13 protein-coding genes and 2 pseudogenes (1 of these 15 only partly in view) are annotated in these 17460 nt (G+C 41.0%); 3 read left to right on the top strand and 12 right to left on the bottom strand.

Annotation, left to right across the window (positions count from 1 at the left end; all coding sequences use genetic code 11):
* Positions 1-266: 266 nt before the first annotated feature.
* The 4 genes from SR187_RS01785 to SR187_RS01765 all read right to left on the bottom strand — a co-directional run bounded on the left by SR187_RS01785 (position 267) and on the right by SR187_RS01765 (position 5111).
* Positions 267-896 (bottom strand): copper homeostasis protein CutC, encoded by a 630-nt coding sequence (locus tag SR187_RS01785; protein WP_024532189.1) that lies wholly within the window; start codon positions 894-896, stop codon positions 267-269.
* Between the two features lie 66 nt (positions 897-962).
* Positions 963-1883 (bottom strand): DMT family transporter, encoded by a 921-nt coding sequence (locus SR187_RS01780; RefSeq protein ID WP_120171329.1) that lies wholly within the window; start codon positions 1881-1883, stop codon positions 963-965.
* A 445-nt stretch (positions 1884-2328) separates the two neighbouring features.
* Positions 2329-3807, bottom strand: a complete 1479-nt coding sequence (galT, locus tag SR187_RS01770; RefSeq protein ID WP_024532186.1) for a UDP-glucose--hexose-1-phosphate uridylyltransferase — start codon at positions 3805-3807, stop codon at positions 2329-2331.
* A gap of 140 nt (positions 3808-3947) precedes the next feature.
* Complete coding sequence (locus tag SR187_RS01765; RefSeq protein ID WP_120171328.1) at positions 3948-5111, bottom strand: galactokinase; 1164 nt, start codon at positions 5109-5111, stop codon at positions 3948-3950.
* A 132-nt stretch (positions 5112-5243) separates the two neighbouring features.
* On the opposite strand from SR187_RS01765, the gene SR187_RS01760 reads away from it, so the two are divergent.
* Entirely contained in the window at positions 5244-6242 is a 999-nt protein-coding gene (locus tag SR187_RS01760) for a LacI family DNA-binding transcriptional regulator (RefSeq protein ID WP_120171327.1), read from the top strand.
* A 67-nt stretch (positions 6243-6309) separates the two neighbouring features.
* Here the strand turns inward: SR187_RS01760 and gatB are convergent, their stop codons facing one another.
* The 6 genes and pseudogenes from gatB to SR187_RS01730 all read right to left on the bottom strand — a co-directional run bounded on the left by gatB (position 6310) and on the right by SR187_RS01730 (position 12372).
* A complete protein-coding gene (gene gatB, locus SR187_RS01755) occupies positions 6310-7749 on the bottom strand; it encodes an Asp-tRNA(Asn)/Glu-tRNA(Gln) amidotransferase subunit GatB (protein ID WP_120171326.1) in 1440 nt (479 codons plus the stop codon).
* Positions 7746-9215: an Asp-tRNA(Asn)/Glu-tRNA(Gln) amidotransferase subunit GatA gene (gene gatA, locus SR187_RS01750; protein WP_120171325.1), complete on the bottom strand. Its 1470-nt coding sequence runs from the start codon at positions 9213-9215 to the stop codon at positions 7746-7748. The genes gatB and gatA overlap by 4 nt, the downstream gene beginning before the upstream one ends.
* Positions 9215-9517, bottom strand: a complete 303-nt coding sequence (gene gatC / locus SR187_RS01745) for an Asp-tRNA(Asn)/Glu-tRNA(Gln) amidotransferase subunit GatC (RefSeq protein ID WP_024532181.1) — start codon at positions 9515-9517, stop codon at positions 9215-9217. Before gatC ends, gatA begins: the two co-directional genes overlap by 1 nt.
* Positions 9518-9662: 145 nt before the next feature.
* Positions 9663-10213, bottom strand: a pseudogene (locus SR187_RS01740) (cysteine hydrolase family protein).
* 1 nt (position 10214) lies between these two features.
* Complete coding sequence (gene codY / locus SR187_RS01735) at positions 10215-11003, bottom strand: GTP-sensing pleiotropic transcriptional regulator CodY (RefSeq protein ID WP_120171324.1); 789 nt, start codon at positions 11001-11003, stop codon at positions 10215-10217.
* A 154-nt stretch (positions 11004-11157) separates the two neighbouring features.
* Positions 11158-12372: a pyridoxal phosphate-dependent aminotransferase gene (locus tag SR187_RS01730; RefSeq protein WP_120171323.1), complete on the bottom strand. Its 1215-nt coding sequence runs from the start codon at positions 12370-12372 to the stop codon at positions 11158-11160.
* A 148-nt stretch (positions 12373-12520) separates the two neighbouring features.
* Between SR187_RS01730 and SR187_RS01725 the strand changes: the two genes are divergently transcribed.
* On the top strand, positions 12521-12973 hold the full coding sequence (locus tag SR187_RS01725; protein WP_024532177.1) for a universal stress protein: 453 nt from the start codon (positions 12521-12523) through the stop codon (positions 12971-12973).
* Positions 12974-12988: 15 nt separating this feature from the next.
* Here the strand turns inward: SR187_RS01725 and SR187_RS10000 are convergent.
* A pseudogene (locus SR187_RS10000) lies at positions 12989-14354 on the bottom strand (Cof-type HAD-IIB family hydrolase).
* Between the two features lie 71 nt (positions 14355-14425).
* On the opposite strand from SR187_RS10000, the gene SR187_RS01710 reads away from it, so the two are divergent.
* Positions 14426-15385, top strand: coding sequence for an asparaginase (locus tag SR187_RS01710; protein ID WP_024532174.1), 960 nt, complete (start codon positions 14426-14428; stop codon positions 15383-15385).
* A gap of 274 nt (positions 15386-15659) precedes the next feature.
* Here the strand turns inward: SR187_RS01710 and recG are convergent, their stop codons facing one another.
* A protein-coding gene (recG, locus tag SR187_RS01705) for an ATP-dependent DNA helicase RecG (RefSeq protein WP_120172450.1) crosses the window boundary here: on the bottom strand, positions 15660-17460 show its 3' portion. It continues 218 nt past the right edge of the window; the window shows 1801 of its 2019 coding nt (coding positions 219-2019); its start codon lies off the right edge, out of view; it ends in the stop codon at positions 15660-15662.

Here is a 17460-nt window from a genome sequence, read left to right as displayed (position 1 = left end):
TACTCCTTCGACATAAAAAAGAAACACCTATTTTATAGGTGCTCTTAGGAGGGTTATGAAAAAGAATAACTGTATTATAACGTGACTATCTTAAAGAAATCTAAATACCTTTATTCATTTTAGTTTAATCGTCAAGTCAAATATTAAGCCTAACCAGCAAAATACAGACAAAAACACTTGGATAAACCAAGTGCTTTCAAGGAGATTATATGAAAAAGATTAAACATAGTATAACTTTCTTAGCTTAAAGTAAACTAAAGTCATTCTTACCAAAATAATCTCGTCCCATGTACTTGATCAAGAGGTAATTTATCCAGTAATTGTGGGACATTATCTACTGTCAAGCCACCACCAACCAAAATTTCAATTCTTCCTACTGCATAGTTAACGATTTCCCGCAACCAAGCAAGGTTATCCAGAGCACACCCTGTCAGGCTTCCTCTGGTCAAGATCCGCGTAACACCACGTTCTGCCAACCAATCAATCGCTTCAAATTGGCGATTGCGAGGAATGTGATCAAAAGCCATGTGAAAGACTATTTGACAACCTTTTGATACTGCCAAGAGCTTTTCCATAGCTACTTCATCTAACCAATTCTCCTCCGTTAGCAGACCGTAGACCAGACCATCTGAACCCAGCCTTTTAGCGACCTTACAATCCTCTACCATCATCTCAAGTTCTGCTTCGTCGTAGCAAAAATTTCCACCACGAGGACGAATCATGGTCATCACGGTTGCATCGTATGTGTGAGCTAGCTGACAAACATAGTCAATCACTGCGTAACTTGGAGTCGTTCCTCCCACAGCTAAATTGTCACAGAGTTCGACACGCTGAGCACCACTTGACAATGCCCTTACTAGGTCTACATGATTTTCTGAACAAAATTCTTTTATCATTGCTAATTCCATTTCAATCTTTTCTTTATAGAAAAGCAAAAAAGAGGTTGGAACAAAAGTCCACCCTCACTTTTTAGAGTTTATTTTCCCACTCTCCAAAACAAGCAAATCTTTTAAGGAAACCAAGAGAACCGCCATTAAAATCAAGAACATTCCAACAAAATCAATCAAATAGAAGCGTTCGTTAACCAGCCAAACCGCAAAAAACACGGATGCTACAGGCTCGATGGAAGCCAAAAGACTTCCCTTAACAGGACCGACTAGACTAACTCCCTTGAGAAAGGCAGTGTAGGCAAAAATTGTTCCGACACCAACAATCCCCAGCAAGCCAAGCAGACTTCCACCATCAAAGGGCAGGCTATATTGCCAAGTCTGTAAACCAACAGTCACCACAAAGCCTCCCATCAACATGCCAAGTCCAATCACAACTGTGCTACCATATTCACGAATCAATTTAGTTGGAAGTATGATATAAAGGGCATAGGTAAAGGCAGAAAAAATTCCCCAAAAGAAACCAATAGGAGTCACAGCCAGTTGATCCAATTGTCCATGTGTAGCAATCAAAAAGGTTCCCGCAATAGCCAAACCGATCGAAATAAGTTCGATACCAGTTGGTCTCTGGCGGTCCTTCAAACAAGTATAGGCTAAAACCAGAATGGGACAGAGATATTGAAGAACAGTAGCTGTCCCAGCATTAGTGTGGTAAATAGCCTGTAGGTAGGCGGTCTGATTCAATACTAGACCTAACATAGCAAATATAAAGATTCCTAACAAAGCAGACTTACTTTTCAGCACAGCTATAAGCCGCTCCCTAGCGGTCGCATAAGCTAGACTTAGTAAAAACACTCCTGATATTAGCAAACGAAAAGAAGTAATCACATCAACTGATACTCCTCGTATCATTAGATATTGTCCACTTACTCCTGATAGTCCCCAAGCAATCCCAGCAATCAGAGTAATGACCGTTCCAACTTTAGAATCTTTCATATTACCTCCCCAGCTTATTTTCAAATCAATCCACTTTAATAGACTCTAGCCAAGCATTGGCTTTATTACCACACCTATATTTGATTTGAGCTGATTATTATTATAACAAAAAGAGTAGGCTTCGTGTACTGCCCCCCGAAAGTTGGACAAGAAATATTTTTGAGCCTTGCTTCGTCCATCAGACCGTATTCTCTCAGCTTTTTTAGTACGGCATTTTGAACACAGTCTAAACCATGTTTGTCAATCAGTCGGACCAAGTATTGGAGATGAGCTTTATTCACATCAAATTTTTGGCTGAGTTGTAGCCACGTCCAACCTAATTGTTTTAAGTGATAGATTTCAACTTTATCGTTAGCGTTTAATTTTATAAGAAAAGCACCCCAATCGTTAGATTTTGTGTCTAACTTTCGGGGTGCCGTACATCGTCCTACTCTTTCTAATCCTTTTACAAAGATAAACCGACAGTCTCTAAAAATCGCATGAAAGCTGCTTGACCTTCTGGAGTACGTTTGTAAACACCTGCATCTTCTAAAACCTGGGAAAAAATTTTCCCAACAGATTCACGAACAAGTTGACCTACATTACTTTCAGTGAGATCTGGATTTTCAGTCTTCAGACGTTCTGCCCAAACCTGATGGCAATCAGCTACTTGGCTTCTCTGTCCTAGTAAGAATTTTTCCACCTCAGCTAATTCCGTCTTGAGTCTTGGTGGTAAAATAGCCAACCCCATAACCTCAATCAATCCAATATTTTCTTTCTTGATATGTTGGACATCTGGATGAGGATGGTAAATACCATCTGGAAATTCTTCTGATGTCTGATTATCACGGAGAACTAAATCCAGCTCATACAAATCAGCTCGTTTCCGAGCAATTGGAGTAATTGTATGATGAGGAATACCGTCCGTCTCAGCCTTTATCTGTACCAAATCATCTGAATAGCTCCGCCATTTTTCCAAAATCTTTATAGCCAAACCAAGGAGAGGCTCTTTATCACTGGCAGTCAAACGAATTACAGACATCGGCCATTTAACAATTCCTGCCTGCACGGTTTCAAATCCTGCAAAAGTCAATTTTTTCTCAATAGGAGCTTGATCCATAGCAAAATGATGACGCCCCCCCTGATAATGATTGTGAGTCAAAATGGAGCCACCTGAAATCGGCAAATCCGAGTTGGATCCAATAAAATAGCCTGGCAACATGTCAATTAGTTCCAATAATTGTACAAAAGTCTGTGAAGTGATTGACATTGGGACGTGTTGAGTATTGAGGAAAATCGCATGCTCATCAAAGTAGGCATAAGGAGAATATTGGAACCCCCAACACTCTTTCCCCAAATCCATACGAATGATGCGGTGGTTTGCACGCGCAGGGTGGTTAATTCGCCCTTGGTACCCTTCATTTTCCATACAAAGTAGACACTTGGGATAGTTAGAACTTTCTGCCTTCGTTGCTGCTGCAATAGCTTTGGGATCCTTTTCAGGTTTGGACAGATTGATGGTAATTTCCAAATCACCATATTCTGTAGGCACTTGATAATAGATATTTTTGGCTACAGCAGCTACTTTGATATAATCATTTTTCTTGCTAAGGCTATAAAAATCAGCAATAGCCTGTTCAGGAGCAGTTGCATAGGTCTCCCAGAACTGACGATTGACCTGACTAGGACTTGGAGTTATCAAGTCCATGAGGCTAGCGCCAACCACTTCTTGCTCTTCTACCAGTTCTCCGATAAAGCCTGTTTGGACAGCCTGAGCTAAGAGAGCATCTTTGAGTTCAATCAGATTTTCCAAGTTCGTCTCTACAGTCAGCACCTGCTCTCCAACCAAAGCGATAACTCTATTGCGCAGATAGAGAGCATCCATTTCTTCAAAGCTACTATGGGCAATGACCTGCTCCACAAATTTATCCACAAGATTTATCATTATTTCTCCAATATCTAGTAAGTTTAATCATTCTTGTTATTACTTTACAGCATATTAAGTGCTAAAAATCAAACAGAGATAGAGCTTCATCCCCTCAACAAGGTACAGATGTAACCAACAGAATAAAATACAAGAAATAGCTAGAGAATACAGGATCCACCAGCAATTTCGGCGACATAGAAGCTTGGCTCATAGCCAACAACCTCTGTGTAAATTTTGCCAACATTTCCTGTAAAAACCTCAACCTGATCTCTATGTACGATGGCGATACCGCAACCACCAAAACCTGCACCTGTCATACGAGCTCCCAAGACTCCCTCTTGTTCCCAAGCAGTGTGAACAAGAGTATCTAATTCCAAGCCTGTCACCTCATAATCATGTTCCAAAGAAACATGAGAAGCATTGATTAGACGGCCAAACATTTTCAAATCCCCTTCTTCCAAAGCTTTTCTAGCCTGTAAAGTTCGTTGATTTTCTAAGACAGCATGACGAGCCCGCTTAATCCGATTTTTGTCCTTAATCAGGTAGCTATACTGGTCAAAGGTCCACTCATCTAGCTCACCTAAGGTTTGAATCGTAAGGAGACTATTAAGTTCCTCAACCGCCTTTTCACACTCAGCACGGCGTTCATTATATTTTGAATCCGCCAATTCACGACGTTTGTTGGTATTCATAATAACAATGACATAATCTCCTAAATCAAGTGGAACCAGGTCATAGTTCAGGGTATTGGTATCCAGATAAATGGCTCTATTGTCTGCCCCCATACCGATAGCAAATTGATCCATAATTCCAGAGTTAACTCCGATAAAATGATTTTCCGTTTGTTTTCCAATTTTCACCAAGTCCAAGCGAGTTAAATCTAAGTCATATAAGTTCTCAGCAATAATCCCAATCAAGAGTTCCAGAGAAGCAGATGAAGACAAACCCGATCCATTTGGAATATTACCATAAATGAAAATTTCCATACCTGTATCAATCCTGTGACCTGCTTCCTGCAAGAACTTAAGTACCCCCTTGGCATAGTTGGCCCAGTTATCTGCCTTATCAAAGACAAGATTGTCTAAGCCAACCTCAATAATCCCCACTTCTCCAAAGTTGGCAGAATAAAAACGCAAAAGGCGATCCTCACGCTTACGAGCTGCACCATAAGTTCCCAAGGTGATAGCAGCCGGAAAAACATGCCCTCCATTGTAGTCCGTATGCTCGCCAATCAAATTGATCCGTCCCGGTGAGAAGAAAGTCGCATCAGCCTCTTGACCAAAAATATCCAAAAAGGACCGTCTTAGTTGTTCTTTTTCCATGAGAACCTCCTGTGTGTTGTAATCGTTTTCTTTTATTGTACAATTCACTAGTTAAATTGTCAATTTTTTTACTAAAAATTTACTAATTTTATTTTTTATGCTATACTAAACATAAATAAACAGGAGAATATCATGGTTACTATAAAAGACATCGCTAAAAAAGCAGAGCTATCCCCTGCCACTATTTCCAGAGTTTTGAATGGAGATACAAGTCTCTCTGTCAGCCAAGAAACGCGTCAAAAAATTTTAGCTCTGGCACAGAAACTTGGTTACATCAAACACTTAAAAAAACAGGCTCCTCAGCAAAAAGGTACCATCGGTATCGTCCAATGGTACACCGAAAGTGAAGAGTTAGCAGATCTCTACTATTATTCTATTCGGGTTAGTATTGAACAGACTGCCAGTCAATTAGGTTATCAGATTGTCCGCTCCTTCAACGATTTGACAAATCCACTCCTCCACAACCTAGATGGCATCATTGCAGTCGGTAAATTTTCTTCTGAGCAAATAGCAGAGCTGGCTAGTCTATCTCCTCAGTTAATTTTTGTTGACTCTGATACGCTGCCTGAAGGATTTTCCTGTATCACAACTGACTTTGAACACTCTGTTCAGATTGTAATCGACCACTTCCGTTCGCAAAACATAATAGACATCGGCTTGCTAGTTGGTCAAGAAAAAACAACAGACGGCTACCAACTCCCGACAGACCCTCGCCTAATTGCCTTTAGAAACTACCTAGACACCTTGGGTATTTTCCAAGAGAACTACATCTATCAAGGAAACTTTTCTACCCAGTCAGGCTACGAACTGATGAGTCAAGCCATAGAGGACTTGGGCGAGCAACTCCCTCCTGCCTTCTTTATTGCTAATGATACCTTAGCTGTCGGAGCTCTCCGTGCGCTACAAGAACGACAGATTGCCGTTCCAGAACGAGTTCAACTGATTACCTTTAACGATACAGCCATCACCCGTCAAGTCTATCCAGCCCTCTCTTCTATCAGCGTCTTCACCGAAGAAATGGGGCAAGAAGCTGCACAACTCCTCGATCGCATGATAGCAACTTCAGGCATCTATCACCCACGAAAGATAAAACTAGGGACTCGGCTGGTCATTCGAGATAGTAGTTATTAAAACTTTATATGAATGTAGTAAAAACCGAGAGCCCTAAAGACGAGTTCTCGGTTTTATCATATTCTTTTTAATCCAACAACTTAGCCAATTCCTGTGCTAGTAATTGTTGAGCAACTTGTGGGTTGGCTTGTCCCTTGGTTGCCTTCATGAGGAAACCTGTAAAGGCCTTATCCGCATTCCGCTTACCAGACTTGAAGTCTGCCACCGCTGCTTCGTTGTCGGCAAAGACCTGATGGATAATCGGAATCAAAACTGCCGGATCTGAAATCTGCACCAAACCAGCCTTCTCAACGAAAACTTTGGCAGAACCACCTTCCTTAGCCAGATGGACAAAGACCTTCTTGGCAATCTTAGAAGAGATGGTACCATCAGCAATTAGAGCAAGCATTTCCACCAGATTTTCTGGAGTCAGAGCGATTTGTTCAATGGTCCTGCCTTCTGCATTGAGGAATTGAGCGACTTCACCCTGTAGCCAGTTAGAAACCTGTTTAGCATCACCACCTAGTGCCACCGCTGCCTCAAAGAAGTCAGAAAGCGCCTTGGTCGCGGTCAGTTGCCCTGCATCATAGACCGTCAAACCAAGCTTATCTACATAATTGGCACGACGAACTTTTGGAAAGACTGGTAGGTCTTTTCGCACTTCCTCAATCCAGTCATCATCAATCTCATAGAGTGGCAAGTCTGGTTCTGGAAAATACCGATAGTCAGACGAACCTTCTTTGACACGCATCAGAATGGTTTCACCAGTTGACTCATCATAGCGACGGGTCTCTTGCTGAATTTGACCACCGGAACGCAGAATCTTAGTCTGACGCTCTACCTCATACTGTAAGCCCTTGCGGACATAGTTAAAGGAGTTCAAATTCTTCAACTCGGTCTTGGTACCGAATTTCTCCTGACCATAGGGACGCAAAGAAATATTAGCATCGACCCGCATAGAGCCTTCTTCCATTTTGACATCAGAAATACCTGTATACTGGATAATTTCCTTGAGAGCTGTCAAATAAGCATAGGCTTCCTCAGGCGAGCGCATATCTGCTTCTGATACAATCTCAATCAAAGGTACACCCTGACGGTTGAGATCCACATAGGAATAACCATCTGTACCATGCGTATTTTTCCCTGCATCCTCTTCCAAATGAGCACGTTCGATACGGATTTTCTTAGTCGTACCATCTTCTAGCTCAATCTCAATCCAGCCATCGTAGCCAATTGGCTCATCAAACTGGGAAATCTGATAGGCTTTTGGATTATCGGGATAGAAATAATTCTTTCGGTCAAAGTGCATTTCCTTGTGAATAGCCATATTCAAGGCCAAAGCCGCCTTGATACCTGCATCCACAACTCCTTTATTCAAAACAGGAAGAACCCCTGGGAACGACCAATCAATCACATTGGTATTGGCATTTGGATCCTCGCCAAAATGAGCGGATGAAGGTGAGAAAATCTTAGAATTGGTATTCAACTCCACATGGACTTCTAGACCAATTATCGTTTCAAAGTTCATTTGTTAGCACCTCCAAAAATCACTGGTTGTTGCTTATGGTAATCTGTCGTTGCCTCAAAAGCAGCAGCTACTTGATAAATCGTTTCTTCTGAATATTTTGGACCAATCAACTGCAAACCAACTGGCAGACCCTCTACAAAACCAGCAGGGATAGATAGTCCTGGAAGACCAGCCAAGTTAACAGGAATAGTCAAGAGATCCGCCAAGTACATAGCTACAGGATCATGGTTCAGAGTATCCAAATCAAAGGCAACTGTCGGAGCTGTCGGTCCCAAAATCAAATCATAATTCGCAAAAACTTTTTCAAAGTCTTGGATAATCAAGGTTCGTACTTGACCAGCCTTCTTGAAGTAGGCATCGTAGTAACCAGATGATAAGCTAAAGGTTCCCAACATAATACGGCGCTTAACCTCCTCACCGAAACCTTGGCTACGCGTTTTTACATAAATTTCTTCCAAATTGGTCGCATCTGGTGCGCGGAAACCATAACGAATACCATCAAAGCGCTGCAAATTTGAAGAAGCCTCTGACGAAGCAATAATATAGTAAACAGCGACTCCGTACTTAGAATGCGGCAGGCTCACTTCCTCAATAATAGCTCCCAAACTTTCCAAATGCTTAGCAGCCTTGAGAATTGTTTCTTTGACCTGCGGATCAATCCCTTCCCCTATGTATTCCTTAGGAAGTGCAATTTTAAGTCCTTTGATGTCTTGACCAATCTTGCTAGTAAAGTCGGCAATCCCATTGAGGATTGAGGTTGCATCTTTCGCATCATGTCCTGAGATAACATTGAGCAATTGAGCATTTTCCTTAACCGTCTGTGAAAATGGACCAATCTGATCAAGAGAAGAACCAAAAGCAATCAGCCCAAAACGTGATACCGTTCCATAGGTCGGTTTCATTCCAACAATACCATTAAAAGCTGCTGGTTGACGGATAGAACCACCCGTATCTGATCCCAAAGATAAACGAACTTGCCCAGAAGCAACAGCTGCTGCTGAACCACCCGATGAACCACCAGAAACCTTGGCTTGATCCCAAGCATTCTTTGTTGGCTTAAAGGCAGAATTTTCGTTAGATCCACCCATAGCAAACTCGTCCATATTGGTCTTACCGATGACAATCATCCCTGCATCATAGGCTTGAGAAACAGCAGTCGCATCAAAAATTGGCTCATAGTTGTAGAGCATTTTAGAAGCTGCTGTCGTTAGAATTCCCTTAGTAGAGATATTATCCTTAACGGCAAATGGAATACCTGCCATAACATTATCTGCATCGATCCCTTTTTTATCAAGAGCAGCAGCTTGAGCCAAAGCCTCATCTTCCGTAATCGTCAAGAAGGCATCCACAGCATTCTCGCGACTCTTGATGTCTGCTAACGTTGCCTTAGTCAACTCAAGCGCAGAAATCTCCTTTTTGACAAGAAGGTCATGCAACTCATCAATGGTCTTATGATTAAATGTCATTAGGCTTCTCCTCCTCCATCTAAAATCGCTGGTACCTTGATAAAGTTATTTTGAGACTCAGGTACATTTTTAAACAAAGCTTCACAACTCTCGCCTTTTTGGGCAATATCTTCCCGCAAAACGTTCTTACGATCAGCCATGGTTGTCGTCACAGAAACACCTGTTGTATCCACTTCATTGAGCAATTCAACCATATCAACAATCTTGCTCAAGGTCGTTGCAAACGCGGCTGTCTCTTGGTCCGAAAATTCCAGCTTAGATAGCTTAGCAACGTGACGGACTTCAGCTTCAGAAATCTTCATTCTTACTTTCCTCCTATGGAAATCTATTTTTCATTATACCATATTTCTAGACTTGAAAAAAGGTAGAAATCACCTCGTATACCACCATTCTCTATCAAAAAACCAGCCCAAAAGGCTGGTCTCCAATGCATATACTCAACGAAAACTAGTCTAATATCGTTGCACCGAGTACATAGCGCAGATGATTAAGCGCAAATTGATGACGCTTCTCCGTTAAGGTAGCAATCGCTGATGCTACCACTTCAATCTGATAACCTTTATTGTAGGCATCAATAGCTGTATGAAGGACACAGATGTCTGACAGAACCCCTGTTAGAACCACCGTATCTACTCTACGCTCCCTCAAAGAACATCCAAATCTGTCCCCGAAAAAGCTGAGTAATACCGCTTATCGATCCAATGCACACGTGCATGATGCTTATATACCTGATAAAAATCTGCCAGAGGGCCATATAAATTACGCCCTTGTGTTCCTATAATATTATGAGGAGGAAATAACTTCATCTCTGGATGAAAATGATCCTCTTCCCTATGGGCATCAATTGCAAAGAAAATATAGTCTCCATTTTCGAAAGACTCCCTTGTGACTTGCGCAATACGATCAGAAATAGCCTGCGCTGGCGATCCAACCGTTAACTTACCACTCGCTGCAACCATATCTACTACGTAGTCAATTGAGATAAGCGCCTTAGTCACCTTAATAGTCACGTTTCTTAATCTCATCAAAAATCGCCGGAATAAGAACCTTCAGATAGGTTCCTTTCATTCCCAGAGAACGACTTTCAATAATACCAGCACTTTCCAATTTACGAAGTGCATTAACAATAACAGATCGAGTAATACCAATACGATCAGCAATAACTGAGGCCGTCAACTGCCCCTCATTGCCAGTCAACTCACCTAAAATAGCTGCAACAGCCTTCATTTCTGAATAAGAAAGGGTATTGACAGCCATATTGACTGCAGCACGACGACGAATATTCTTTTCATCTTCTTCCCTTTGGAAATTGAGTAATTGAATCCCAACTACTGTTGCTGCAATCTCCACTAGAATCAAATCATCGTCATGGAACTGCTCATCATTACGCCAAATAATGAGGGAACCAAATCGAATCCCCGTTACATGAATAGGAGCAATCGTTGTCAAACCATTGGGATAGGTAGAACGCAACTCAACTGGTATAGCAGTCAACTCACTTTCTACAGGCAAATTGACCTGAGTATCATAAACCCGAGCAACAGATCTCACGTATTCTTCGGGAAACTGCTTATTTTGAAAAAATTCTTCCACACGATCATTGTTTGTTTTATAGTTCATGTGGTACCCCAAAACCTCACCCTCACTATTGATAATGCAAGAGTTACAATCAATGATGGCTGATAAATGATCAGCAATGGCATTGTAGGGCAATTCTTCCGCCAATTGCTCTTCGGAACGCTTCAAAATAGAAGTAATATCCCGTGTCTTTTCTAATAATGTTGTCATACTTTCCTCTTTACTCTGTAATTGCTTTCAGTATAGCAAAAAATACACAAAATTTCAATAATTATCAGAAAATTTACCGTTATTAGAAAACAAAAATCATTCTAATCAAATGAAAAGAAGGCTGTAGAACCCATTTACACCCTTCAAAACCAGATTACCTACGATATTGACGCAAGAATCGTGTCATCTTCTCCTGAATCTCTGCCAATTCATCAACACGTGGTAGATACACAATACGGAAATGGTCAGGATCTTTCCAGTTAAAGCCACGTCCATGTACTAAAAGTACCTTCTCCTGCTTGAGGAAATCCAAGACAAATTGCTCATCATCATCTATCCGGTACATCTCCCGATCAATTTTTGGAAACACATACAGCCCTGCTTTAGGCTTGATAGTAGAAAGTCCTGGAATATCATTGATAGCTTTTGTTATAAACTCCCTCTGTTCGTACAAACGCCCCCCAGGAATCAATAATTTATCCACAGATTGATGTCCTCCAAGAGAAGTTTGTACCACTTGTTGAGCTAAAACATTGGAACAAAGTCGCATGTTAGACAACATATTCAATCCTTCAATGTACCCCTTAACATGCTTCTTGGGACCTGACAAGACCATCCAGCCTACTCGGAAACCACAAATCCGATGAGACTTGGATAAACCATTCATCGTCACGACAAACAAATCTGGAGCCAAGGTAGCAATCGGAATATGAACCGCGCCATCAAAGACCATTCGATCATAAATTTCATCAGAAAAGATAATAAGCTCATGCCGCCGAGCAATATCAATAATCCCCTCTAAAATTTCTTTAGGATATAGAGCACCTGTTGGGTTGTTAGGATTGATCAGTACGATAGCCTTGGTTCGTGAAGTAATCTTAGACTCCATATCCTCCAAATCCGGATACCAATCAGCCGCCTCGTCACAGATATAATGGACAGCCTTCCCACCTGCTAAACTAATAGCTGCTGTCCACAATGGATAGTCTGGCATAGGTACCAAAACCTCATCACCATTATCTAGCAAACCTTGCATAGACATAACAATCAGCTCACTAACACCATTTCCAAGGTAAATATCTTCAATATCAACATTTGGAAACTTCTTCAACTGACAATATTGCATAATCGCCTTGCGAGCTGAAAAAATACCTTTACTATTAGAGTACCCCTCTGATTTTCGAGCATTATGAATCAAATCACGGATTACCTCATCTGGCGCCGTAAAACCAAATTCAGCAGGATTACCTGTATTCAAGCGCAAAATCTGCTCACCATTGGCACGCATGCGCATGGCTTCTTCCAAGACAGGACCACGAATGTCATAAGCTACATCATCCAATTTTGTTGATTTATTAAACTGCTTCATGCCGTTACCTCAACTTTCTATCTGTTCTATTGTACTTTAAAAGGTTAAAAAGTACAAGAATCCTTTACAATTTATCTCAAAAGGCTTATAATGAGGGCGTAACCTATACTGTCTATCATAGACCGGCCTTCTGAAAGGAGTGATGGTAATGACCCAATCATATAAAACAATTCTTGTTGCTGTAGACGGTTCAAAAGGAGCCGAATTAGCTCTCCACAAGGCTATACATGTCGCTATGCGCAACCAAGCTCGCTTGATTATTGCTCATGTTATTGATACACGTTCTCTTCATAATGTTATCGCTTTTGATGCCTCTGTCTATGAGTCTTTAGAAAGAGAGGCAGAACTTCTTCTTGAAGAATACAAGCAAGAAGCACTGAATGCCGGGCTAATTGATGTTCAGATTCGCGTTGAATTTGGCAATCCAAAAACCTTGTTAGCTGTAGATATTCCTAAGGAAACAGGAGCCGATCTCATGTTGTTAGGAGCAACCGGTCTCAACGCCTTCGAGCGACTCCTTATCGGTTCTTCATCTGAATACATCATGCGCCATGCCAATATTGATTTACTTATTGTGCGAGATGGAGAGAAAAGTTTATAAAGTGAAAGACTTGATTTAGTGATCAAGTCTTTTCATTTGTCTCTTCAGTTCTTCTTGAATCTTTCCCTCTGGCGCAAAGCGTTCTTCCCAATCATCTGGTTTTAAAATTTTATGAGTAACCGGATCAAAATGTGCCCTACCATCTGGGAATATCTTCCCCATATTGGCTGCATGAACCAAATGGAAAATCGGCTCTGGATCAACCCCCATTAAAACAAACGAACCATAGGTAAAATACAGAATATCCAAAAGAGCATCTACCTGATCTCGCATAGAGACACCCACTAACCGTTTGCTGCATACCTTCTCAACTGCTTTATCTAACTACTGGTGAAGCTGGGCAATCCGTCCATGAAAATCCTCTTCACTTTCAGAAGCTGCATACAAAAATTCTACCAATTCTTCAAGCTTAAAACCAACACGGTGCACAGCAGTCTCCCCATCATATTCCTGTGGCACTTCCTGAATTTGTCCATTCATTAAGATATGGAAATCTCTCACTCTATTAAAATTGTTATCCTTGCTCTGAAACATCTTTCTCCTCAATCACTCCAAAATGAATTAGTGCCTTGCAAATCCCATCTTGATTGTTTGTATCCGTAACAAAAGAAGCTACTTGTTTAGCTTTTACAGTCCCATTTCCCATAGCAACCGAGTACTTGATTTCTTGCAACATCTCAAAATCATTATCAGAATCACCAAATACCATGACATTATCTAAACTAAATTGATATTGCTTGGCTATCCTTAAAATACCCGTCAGTTTCGAGTTCCCCTTACTGATGATATCTGTAGCATAGGGACTTGAACGCGTAAAAGATACATCAGAAAACCGTTCTTCCAGCATCTGCGTTTCTTCCTCACTAACCAACAACATTAGCTGATAGATAGGCTGAAGTAGAAAATTTTTTAGATCGTTCTGTTGCTGAGGACTAATCCAACGTACAATACGATTAAAAATAAAATGAACAAAAGTAGCCCAAGACTCAGGAATCATGCGAGTGACTCGGTAGGCAAAATTTCCCATCCCAGCACTCATAATCTTACTTCCAAATACACCCCTAGCAGTCCCGAAAGATAGCTCCTTACGGTGCAGCTGAGCATATTCTATAATCTGTTCAATCTGTTTCGACTCTAGAACCTGACTATAAATAACTTCCTCCCTTGAAAAAATATATTGACCATTATAAGCAATTGCCAAATCCAAGCCAAGACTAGCCATATATTGTAAAATAAAACGCGGACCTCGACCAGTAGCCAAACCAACTAAAATACCTTTTTCTTTCAAGGCATTGATAGCAAGAATTGTTGACTTACTGACCATACGATTATCTGTCAATAAAGTACCATCAATATCGAAAAATACAGCCTTTATTGTCAACCCATCTCACCTTCTTTCTCGGAAATTATGATACAATTAGTATATCATATTTTGAAAGAATCAGAAAATTTATGAAAAGAATTCTAGTATTGCACACAGGCGGAACAATCTCTATGCAAGCCAATCAACAAGGAGAGGTCGTCTCAAACCCAGTCAATCCTATGACAAAAATAGATACACCGATAGAAGAAATCCAAATTACTTCCTTGGATTTTTTCAATGTTCCTAGCCCCCACATCAACCTCGAACACATGATGGCGCTCTACCAAAAGATAAAGAAAGAGGCTAACCATTTTGATGGCTTTATCATCACACACGGAACTGATACTTTAGAGGAGACAGCCTATTTTCTCGACACTATGGCCATCCCGGAAAAACCTATCGTCCTAACAGGTGCCATGCGTTCTTTAAATGAGTTGGGTAGCGATGGTATTTACAACTATCACACAGCCCTTCGTGTAGCAGCCGATGAAAAATCTGCTGACAAAGGAGTCCTGGTCGTCATGAATGATGAAATTCATGCCGCAAAGTATGTGACAAAGACTCATACAACCAATGTCTCGACTTTCCAAACACCAACCCATGGACCGCTTGGTCTAGCTACAAAGCAGGAGATCCTCTACTTTAAAACTGCGGAACCCAGAGTTCGTTTTGACCTCTCTCAAGTGTCTGGAACTGTTCCTATTATTAAAGCCTATGCAGGAATGGAGTCGATCCTCCTAGATTCACTATCTACCAACAGCATTTCTGGACTGGTCATCGAAGCACTCGGAGCAGGTAATCTTCCTCCAACCATCTTACCTGCCATCAAACACCTCCTTGAACAGCAAATCCCAATTATACTAGTTTCCCGTTGCTTCAATGGCATTGCTGAACCCGTCTATGCCTACGAAGGAGGAGGAAGTCAACTGAAACAAAGTGGTATTCTCTTTGTCAAAGAACTAAATGCCCAAAAAGCTCGCCTCAAACTCCTCATTGCCCTCAGCGCAGGGCTTAAAAATCAAGAATTAGCTGACTATATCCAAGGCTAAGCCTCTTGAAATCAAGACAATAGAAAACACTTTATCCTCCTACACCTTTCCTTTTTCAAATACTCCATTCTTAGACTTTTAGGTTTATCTCCTTTGAATAGCAAAAAAACGAATGATAATAGCAAGTAGAAAACCACTGACTATTTTTCATTCGTTTTTAATTTCTTAATCCCTTCATTGCATAGAAAATTTTGACAGCTCATTAAAAACCAGTGACAAATCATATTAGAACTATTTTGTACAAGAAAAAACTATCCCATTTTCTTTTTCATATCTAATCCAATTCTTCTCTATCTTTTAGATAGGGAAGCAACACAGACCAAGCTGGATTTTCTTGCCAGTCTTTTTCATTAACAATTTGACTAGCGACTCGCCTAGCTTCCTCTAAAATAGCATAATCCTCCATAATATTAGCTACTTGAAACTCGGGTAAACCAGATTGACGCGTGCCAAAAATTTCTCCCGCACCACGCATCTTTAAGTCTGCTTCTGCCAACACAAAACCATCCGTTGTTTCCGTCATAATCTTCATCCGTTCCTTACCAGATTCTGTTTTCGGATTTGCAACTAAAACAGCATAGGATTGCTTATGACCACGTCCCACTCGCCCTCTTAATTGATGTAACTGACTTAAACCAAAACGATCCGCATCCATAATAACCATGACTGTAGCATTAGGGACATTGACTCCTACTTCAATCACCGTTGTAGAAACAAGAATGTCTGTTTTTCTTTCCTTAAAGGCTTGCATAATCGCATCCTTCTCTTCATTTTTCATTTTCCCATGCAGTAGATCAATAATGACCCGTTCACCAAAATAAGCCTGCAAATCAGTCTGTAAATCCACCGCATTCTTCAAATCCAACGTCTCAGATTCTTCAATCAAAGGGGAAATGAAATAAACCTGCGCTCCATTGGGTAATTCCCTTTTTAGCCATTCCAAAACGACAGGTAACTGCTGATGCTTCACCCAACGTGTTATAATCGGCTTACGACCAGCTGGCAATTGATTGATAACCGATACTTCCATATCTCCAAAAGCTGTAATAGCCAATGTTCTAGGAATAGGCGTTGCAGTCATCATTAGCACATCAGGATTATCTCCTTTTTCTCGGAACAAACGACGTTGTTTCACACCAAAACGATGCTGCTCATCTGTCACCACCAACCCCAACCGATGATAGATGACTCCCTCTTGAATTAAAGCATGTGTCCCAACAATTATATCCACCTGACCATTAGCTATCATCTCCAAAGCTGTCCGACGTGCTGCAACCTTCATCCCTCCTGTCAATAGGACAATAGACAAATCTGGGAACAACTGACACAGACTCTCGTAGTGTTGCTCTGCCAAGATTTCAGTTGGAACCATAATAGCTGCCTGCATACCAGCAGTCACCGTTGCAAACATAGCTAGGCTTGCAACCACTGTTTTTCCGGATCCAACATCCCCCTGCAATAAACGATTCATATGTCCAGGAGATTTCATATCTGCAAGTATTTCTTTAAGAGCCTGTGACTGTGCTTCTGTCAGAATAAAGGGTAAATTCCTAATTTTAGCATCCAAGGCTTCCGGTACATAATGAATCTGCAAACCACTAGAAACCTGACGATTAGCTGATTTTAACTGCTGTAATTGCAATTGAAAATACAATAACTCCTCAAACTTTACACGGCGTAAAGCTTGCTTATATTCATCAAAATTCGTTGGAAAATGCATAGCATACACAGCTGCCTTACGTCCTAAAAGTCTGTAGCGCTCCAACAAGACAGCAGGTAGATTTTCATCTAACAAATCCAAATACCCCTGACTAATTGCAGCTTTGATAGCTTTAACCAAATTGAGCTGTGAAATTCCCTGAGCTACATGGTATACAGGCTGCAAGTCATCCGTTGCTTGAGAAAGAATTTTCATACCCGTTAGACTCGCCTTCCTCTTATCCCACTTCCCCCAAATAGCCAATTCTTGTCCCAATTCAATCTTATCCACCAAATAAGGTTGATTAAAAAACGAAACTGCTATAACAACTTCACCTTGTTTGACAGAAAAGCGAAGACGGTTTTTTTTATGACCA

Origin of the sequence: Streptococcus ruminantium (genome assembly GCF_003609975.1) — a bacterium.
GTDB lineage: Bacteria > Bacillota > Bacilli > Lactobacillales > Streptococcaceae > Streptococcus > Streptococcus ruminantium.
Note: the sequence above shows the minus strand (reverse complement) of the source record. Positions and strands in the feature narration are given on the sequence as shown.

What these genes read in the sequence shown, in the direction of transcription:
- SR187_RS01785 (WP_024532189.1), bottom strand. Translation starts at nt 896, where the DNA reads ATGATAAAAGAATTTTGTTCAGAAAATCATGTAGACCTAGTAAGGGCA.
- SR187_RS01780 (WP_120171329.1), bottom strand. Translation starts at nt 1,883, where the DNA reads ATGAAAGATTCTAAAGTTGGAACGGTCATTACTCTGATTGCTGGGATT.
- galT (WP_024532186.1), bottom strand. Translation starts at nt 3,807, where the DNA reads ATGATAAATCTTGTGGATAAATTTGTGGAGCAGGTCATTGCCCATAGT.
- SR187_RS01765 (WP_120171328.1), bottom strand. Translation starts at nt 5,111, where the DNA reads ATGGAAAAAGAACAACTAAGACGGTCCTTTTTGGATATTTTTGGTCAA.
- SR187_RS01760 (WP_120171327.1), top strand. Translation starts at nt 5,244, where the DNA reads ATGGTTACTATAAAAGACATCGCTAAAAAAGCAGAGCTATCCCCTGCC.
- gatB (WP_120171326.1), bottom strand. Translation starts at nt 7,749, where the DNA reads ATGAACTTTGAAACGATAATTGGTCTAGAAGTCCATGTGGAGTTGAAT.
- gatA (WP_120171325.1), bottom strand. Translation starts at nt 9,215, where the DNA reads ATGACATTTAATCATAAGACCATTGATGAGTTGCATGACCTTCTTGTC.
- gatC (WP_024532181.1), bottom strand. Translation starts at nt 9,517, where the DNA reads ATGAAGATTTCTGAAGCTGAAGTCCGTCACGTTGCTAAGCTATCTAAG.
- codY (WP_120171324.1), bottom strand. Translation starts at nt 11,003, where the DNA reads ATGACAACATTATTAGAAAAGACACGGGATATTACTTCTATTTTGAAG.
- SR187_RS01730 (WP_120171323.1), bottom strand. Translation starts at nt 12,372, where the DNA reads ATGAAGCAGTTTAATAAATCAACAAAATTGGATGATGTAGCTTATGAC.
- SR187_RS01725 (WP_024532177.1), top strand. Translation starts at nt 12,521, where the DNA reads ATGACCCAATCATATAAAACAATTCTTGTTGCTGTAGACGGTTCAAAA.
- SR187_RS01710 (WP_024532174.1), top strand. Translation starts at nt 14,426, where the DNA reads ATGAAAAGAATTCTAGTATTGCACACAGGCGGAACAATCTCTATGCAA.